Below are 4,219 nucleotides of genomic sequence, written 5' to 3' on the forward strand. Positions count from 1 at the left end.
TAACTAGCACCACGCGTATTTAATTAACTTTTCTATCCAGCTAAATTCCAAGGAATTCCTTTAATATCCTTGACTATTCGTAGAAAACCAAAATAAGCACTGATGTTAAATTCATCAGTACTTACAATTGTAGAGTCCCTTTGTTCAACCCGTATTGATAACGACTGCTTACAATAATAAAATTAAGACCACTAGAATAACAGCTTATGGTTTTCGCAACTTTGATCATTCCCGTATCCGAAGTCTACTAGCTCTCAAATCTCATGGTAAAAACTAAGCTAAAAGAAAAGGTCAGCTCAAGCAGCTTCGCTACTTAAACTAACCTCATCAAAATACCTCATCAGTACTGACAAAGGGATAAAATTGTAGAGCTAATTTGATTACTTACGCTTCTTGTTTACAGCAGCAAGGCCAAACATTCCCAATAAGGTGGAGGCACCTAAGCCCATTAATGTTAAGCTATTGTCATTACCAGTTTGTGGTAGTTGGTTATCCTTAGCTGTCGTTGGTTGAGACGTAATCGTCCGCTTAACAGTNNATGTTCAACCTTAACCGTAACTGTTTGAATGCCGTCTGGAGTAGCGGTGATCTTTGTTGGAATCTTTGGATCAGGAACAATCTGCCAACCTGCAGGAACGTTTGGTGTAACTGGAATCTCTTCATCCGTCTTTCCTGTTAATGGGGTAGTACCAACTTCTTTGCCGTTTGGATCAACGTATGTGATCTTCCCAGTCTGTTCGGTTGGCGTGTAGGTAATTTCAATTTTTGGATCTGTGTAATCAACCGTTACCTGATCAACTGCAGGGACTTCTGCTTGACTTGGAGTGTAACCTGGAATTTCTGGTGCATTATACTTATCAAGCTTTGAGGTTGTCCATTTGCCATACGTAACTTGGCCTGTAACCTCGTCAACAGTAGCCGTCCGAGTTAGAGTAGTCTCTTGACTAGCATCAACAGTTGAGCCAGCTGGTTTATTAACAGTAATCGTCCGCTTAACAGTCTTGTTCAGATCTTTCTTATCAACACCCTTTGGATAGTTCTTGCCAGGATTGTCTGGAAGCTTATCGCTTGGTGTCTTCGGATCGGTTGGTGTTACCGTGATGATCTTATGTTCAACCTTAACCGTAATCGGGGTATAGTCGATAACAACTGTTTGTGGTGATTCAGTGTAGATGTAAAACTTTTCTTTACCTAATCCTGCTCCAGGAGTAGTCTTTTTTGCATTAATATGATAAGAATAGCCTGGAATATCAATATCATTAATGGAAAAAGCTGGTAATTCTATGCTAATATCATTCTTATTAACTGATATAAATTTCTCATAGTTCTCTTTATCCTGTTGAGTAAGAAATGTATTCTTATCTACTTGAAAAAAAGTTTTTGGTAAAACGTTTTTCTCCAAAATTGATATTTTTGGCAATGGATTATTGGATGTATTTACTTCAGCAATAACTTGAGGTTTATAATTATAAATACTCGATCTAGTAGATGTGTGCGATCGATGCTGATGCTTTCTCCCTTTTAAGCAGCTAACATTCAAAGTCATAGTTACAGTTTCAACACCGGTAGGTTTGTTTAATATTACTGTTCTAATTACATCGTTATTATCTGAATTTCTAAATTCAAAACTCTTTACTTTTTTTGTATATAAAGAGTAATCAAATCTCGACAAATCAGCAGTCTTGGAATTTTCCACATTTAGTGTAGAAGAATTTTTAGTAGAATTTGTTACTTCAGTTTTATCCAACATCTGATTATTTACTTTGCAATTTTCAGTTTGCATTTGTTTAGACTGAAAAGCACCGGTTGGAATTTTAACTTTATCATTTATTATATTGGTGCCATTACCCGATCCGGCTAATTGTTGATTGTTATTATCCCTCAAATTCGTATCAGCCATAACATAGGAGTTGTCCACTCCCAAGTATAAGGTAATACCTATGGTAACAGAAATAAGACCAATAGATAACTTACGAAGTGAAAAATGATCTTGTTTTGGTTTTAACTTTACCAGACGGCCGTAATAATTCTTTGCTGATAACATAGTATCTCCCTTTTTATATTTACTCTCAGTTGGCAACATTGTATAAAAAATCAACCATAAACAGTATTCTTAAAAGATTAGAAATCAATCCCCATTACTTATATTTATATAAAGTTTATTCCATCCTATTATAATGATATATCATTCAAAATTCCGAAGCTAATTAAAGCATCGCGTCTTGATTAGCTTCGGAATGGTTGGTAGGTAATCATATTAGCCTTGATGTTTATTAATGCCAAGAACAGCTAAGCAACTGGTTAACAGGCTTACAATAATCCCGGCAACGGTTGTTAAGCTATTGTCATTACCAGTTTGTGGTAGTTGGTTATCCTTAGCTGTCGTTGGTTGAAACGTAATCGTCTTCCCAGTTTGCATGTTAGGAACATTACCTTCTAGTTTGCCAGTAACAGCATTTCCATTAGGAGTAGTGTTTGTAGGCGTATTAGTAGCTGGTGTTCCTTGTCCTTGATGATCATTAGGGTTACCATCCTTGAAGGTGTAAAATGTTGGAACACTTTCACCAGGAACTAATTGATAACCATCAGGAATGTGAATATTAACTGGAACTGTCTGACCAGACTTGCCAGGATTGTCCGGAAGCTTATCGCTTGGTGTCTTTGGATCAGTTGTTGTTGTTGTTGTTGTCTCTGGCGTTTTGGGATCAGTTGTTGTTGTTGTTGTTGTCTCTGGCGTTTTGGGATCAGTTGGATCTGTGTCCTTAGTGTAAACAAAAGTTGTGATGTACTGGTATACAGTATACTGGCCACTCGTCGCTCCAAGAGTACGAACAAGACGATAACCTTTAATTTTCTTAGGTTGGACTTGCCATGGACCCTTTGCATACCAGCCTTTTTGCGGATTAACCCCATTATTTTTTTGGTTAGGATTATCTAGGTTGAACGCAAGCGTATCATTATTCCTAAGCACATTTCCTTGCTCATCAATGTACCTCACAGTTACTGGTTTGTTTGGTAGCAAGTAAACATGTATCCCCTTAGCGTACCAATTGAAATAATCAGAATTAAGATATGTCCCTGTACTTCCTATATAGGAGTAACCTTGTTTTTCGTAATGGCTAATCTCCTCACTCATTTTTTTCTCATAATTACCATTGTTTAGGTCAATCCTTTCGCCATAGCTACCAGCAATCGTAAAGAGTTTGTACGGTAGATTTGTTTCTTCTGGAACAAGTAACAATTCAGTCCTATTACTATCAGAATTATTTTTTATAACCTTCTTATACTTGAAAGTTAAATAAACATAGTTAGGATCAGCTAACGAATTTCGAGTTTGACCAGTGATTTTACCCTTTAAAACAGGTTCAGAAACTAATTTATATCCAGGAATATTAATGGCTGCGGCTTCATAGCGTGATGCATCCGGTGCTTTCTTATCACCAGCACGGTGTTGTGGAGATTCAGGGGCCATCCAGAAACTATCTAGAACGATTGATGCTAAAATATGCCCGTTATCTACATCAACATACTCTACTTTGATTGGTGACAATGATGCGTAATCTAAATTAATGTTAATGTCTTGCGTAGTAATACCTTTCTTAAGGCAGGCATTACCTTGTTTATCAAAATAGAAATACTTATTCAAAACTTCTGAATTCATTAATTTATAACCGGCCACAGTAAATTCTTGATCCACACTATCCCCTGGTCGAATTGTGGTCTGCTTGAAAGGTTGTTTGAATACATAATGACCATTACTAATCACTTGAATTGGCTTATGTAGGGTGACATCGCGAAAATTCATAGTAATGTTGTACTTACTGGGCAGTGGTTGTTTTGCTGTTGTTTTATGGATTATCGGCATTTGTTGCGCTGGCGTTGTTGTTTTATTTGGAACTAATGTTGATGAAGTTTGATGACCAACCGTATTTGATTCGTCGCTAATCCGAATATTGCTTGAATGGGCACTAACTTGTGGATCAGTCACTTGAGTCGTGGATGTATTTTGAGCAGCAACTGTCGTATTATCTGCCTTGGCATTACCACTAATAATGAGGGGTAAGCCCAACAACCCAACAAGGACAGATGCCGTTCTAACTGTTAATTTCTTAATGGCAAATCGTTGTCGTTTTGCCACTTGTTGCTTATGTAATTTGTCCAAATTTTATACCCTCTTTCTAAGACACAATTTATTATACTATACGCGTGGTGCTAGTTA

General features: G+C 37.0%; 1 protein-coding gene and 2 pseudogenes. All 3 read right to left on the reverse strand.

Annotation, left to right across the window (positions count from 1 at the left end; genetic code table 11):
• Positions 1 to 380: 380 nt before the first annotated feature.
• Positions 381 to 527: pseudogene (locus tag ACNDLV_RS07920) on the reverse strand (LPXTG cell wall anchor domain-containing protein); the annotation flags it as partial.
• Between the two features lie 224 nt (positions 528 to 751).
• Positions 752 to 2,083 (reverse strand): annotated as a pseudogene (locus tag ACNDLV_RS07925) (mucin-binding protein); the annotation flags it as partial.
• A 174-nt stretch (positions 2,084 to 2,257) separates the two neighbouring features.
• Entirely contained in the window at positions 2,258 to 4,162 is a 1,905-nt protein-coding gene (locus ACNDLV_RS07930; RefSeq protein ID WP_265666471.1) for a MucBP domain-containing protein, read from the reverse strand.
• Positions 4,163 to 4,219 lie beyond the last annotated feature (57 nt).

The organism is Lactobacillus fornicalis (assembly GCF_055362665.1).